Raw genomic sequence first — 2,636 nt, forward strand, 5'->3', positions numbered from 1 at the left:
CTTTGCTGGAGGATGTAGGGGCTGCGCGACATGTTTTCGGCGCCGCCGGCCAGTGCGAACTCGGCATCACCAATAGCAAGAGATTGAAACGCTGAGATGATTGCCTGCATTCCGGAACCGCAAAGCCACTTTCGAGCGCACCGGCGCCATGCATTCGGTGCTGGAGGCGTTCGAGGCGCCAAAGCCGCTGCGCATCCTGGCCCGCACCCTGGGCTGGCCGTTCAAATGGCTGGGCTACAAAGGCGACCCGGCAATGCCGCCCGAAACCCGGGCGCTGAACGCACTGGGACCGGCTTATATCAAGTTTGGCCAGGTGCTCTCGACCCGGCCCGACGTGGTGGGCAAGGATCTCGCCAGGCAGCTGCGCGTTTTGCAGGACAAGCTGCCTCCATTCTCCCGCGCCGAGGCTCTAGCCGAAGTGGAAAAGGAACTGGGCCGCCCCGCCTCGGAAATCTTCTCCGACTTCAGCGACCCGGTTGCCGCCGCCTCCATCGCCCAGGTCCATCGGGCAACTCTGGCCGAAAGTGGCGAGGAAGTCGCGGTGAAGGTGCTGCGCCCCGGCATCGAACGGGCCTTCAACAGGGACGTCGACGCCTTCTATTTCGCTGCGCGCATCGTCGATCTCTTCGCCCCCGGCGCCCGCCGCCTGAAACCCATGGATGTGATCGAGCATTTCGACGGCGTGGTGCAAGGGGAATTGGACCTGCGTCTGGAAAGCGCCGCCGCCTCGGAATTTGCCGCCAATACCGTGAATGACGAAGGCTTCCAGCTGCCCGAAATCCGTTGGGGTTATTCCGCCCGGCGGGTGATGACAATGGGCTGGGCGGACGGCGTTGCGCTGGGGGACAATGACGCGCTGGATGCTGCGGGCCATGACCGCCCGGTCCTGGCCAACCGGGTGCTGTCGCTGTTTCTGCGCCATGCGCTGCGGGATGGCTTTTTCCACGCCGACATGCACCAGGGCAACCTGAAGGTCGCGGCCAACGGTGACATTATCGCCTATGATTTCGGCATTATGGGCCATATTGATGAGTACACCCGCCGGGTCTATGCCGAGATTCTCTATGGCTTTATAAAACGCGACTACAAACGCGTGGCAGAAGTGCATTTTGAGGCCGGATACGTGCCTGCCAACCGTGATGTCGACGAATTTGCCCGCGCCCTTCGCGCAGTGGGGGAGCCGATCTTCGGCATGAATGCCTCAAACATCTCCATGGGCCGACTGCTGAACTATCTGTTTGAAGTCACCGAACGTTTCGGCATGGAAACTCGCACCGAGCTGATCCTGCTGCAGCGCACCATGGTGGTGGTTGAAGGCGTTGCCCGCTCGCTGGATCCGCACATCAACATCTGGGAAGCCGCCCAGCCAGTGGTCGAGGACTACATCAAGAAATCAATCGGCCCGCGCGCCGTGGTTTCCGACCTTCTGGACACCGCCAAGGTGATGGCCCGGTTTGGTCCCCGGCTGCCCGCGCTGGTGGAACAGGCGCTGATCGCACAAGCGGCGCAGAACGGGACACATAAACGCAGCGCGAACAGCTGGGTAACTCCGGCCCTTCTGGGAGCCGCCGGCGGAGCAAGCCTCTTTGCCGTAGTTGCCTTGCTGCTGTGAGCATGCAAAGGCCCTAATGGCTCCAGTCTTCTTTCTGGTGTCAAATACTCCAGGGGTGAGCGCCGCAAGGCGCGAGGGGGCAGCGCCCCCTTCTCTTCCCCTTTTAATTACAACCGCTCGATTGCCAAAGCGATGCCTTGGCCACCGCCGATGCACATGGTGATCAGACCTTTCGACCCACCAGTCCGTTCCAATTCATAGAGCGTTTTCAATGTGATGATAGCGCCGGTCGCGCCCACCGGATGGCCCAGCGCGATCGCTCCGCCGTTCGGGTTCACCCGGGCAGGATCCAGCCCCAGTTCCTTGTTCACCGCCAGCGCCTGCGAGGCAAAGGCCTCGTTTGACTCGATCACGTCAAAATCACTGGGTGACAGGCCGGTTTTCTCCAGCAGGCTGCGCACTGCGGGCACCGGGCCGATGCCCATTACTTCCGGCCGCACCCCTGCATGGGCATAGCCCAGAATCCGTGCCTTGGGTCTCAGACCTGCCTTCTCTGCTGCGGAGGCCGTGGCCAGTACCACCGCCGCCGCGCCATCGTTGATTCCGCTGGCATTGCCGGCGGTAACCCGGCCGTCTTTCTGGAACACCGCCTTCAGCCCGCCCAGCACATCCAGGGTGGTCGCCTTGGGGTGCTCGTCCACCTCAAACGGTACCATGTCGCGCTTGACCTTCACTTCTACCGGCGCAATCTGCGATTTGAAATGCCCGGCCTCGATTGCAGCCGCCGCTCGGGTCTGGCTGGTGACGGCAAATTCATCCATCTGCGCGCGCGTAATACCATGCTCATCGGCGACGTTCTCGGCTGTAACCCCCATGTGACCTGTCCCGAACGGGCAGTTCAACGCCCCCAGCATCATATCGAGCGACTTCACATCGCCCATCTTCGCACCCCAGCGGCTTTGCTGGAGGATGTAGGGGCTGCGCGACATGTTTTCGGCGCCGCCGGCCAGTGCGAACTCGGCATCACCAATAGCAAGAGATTGAAACGCTGAGATGATTGCCTGCATTCCGGAACCGCAAAGCC

The 2,636-nt window shown here is 61.8% G+C and carries 2 protein-coding genes and 1 pseudogene; 1 reads left to right on the forward strand and 2 read right to left on the reverse strand.

Annotated elements, in window-relative coordinates; genetic code table 11:
* A pseudogene (locus tag A2I95_RS30625) lies at positions 1-125 on the reverse strand (beta-ketoacyl synthase N-terminal-like domain-containing protein); the annotation flags it as partial.
* 23 nt (positions 126-148) lie between these two features.
* Here A2I95_RS30625 and ubiB point away from each other — a divergent pair.
* Positions 149-1,612, forward strand: a complete 1,464-nt coding sequence (gene ubiB / locus A2I95_RS30630) for a 2-polyprenylphenol 6-hydroxylase (RefSeq protein ID WP_291735929.1) — start codon at positions 149-151, stop codon at positions 1,610-1,612.
* A gap of 107 nt (positions 1,613-1,719) precedes the next feature.
* Here the strand turns inward: ubiB and A2I95_RS30635 are convergent.
* Positions 1,720-2,636 (reverse strand): acetyl-CoA C-acyltransferase (locus tag A2I95_RS30635; protein ID WP_291735930.1); only part of this gene is annotated, 917 nt, incomplete at its 5' end.

This window comes from Leisingera sp. F5, assembly GCF_001593695.1.

What these genes read in the sequence shown, in the direction of transcription:
- ubiB (WP_291735929.1), top strand. Translation starts at nt 149, where the DNA reads ATGCATTCGGTGCTGGAGGCGTTCGAGGCGCCAAAGCCGCTGCGCATC.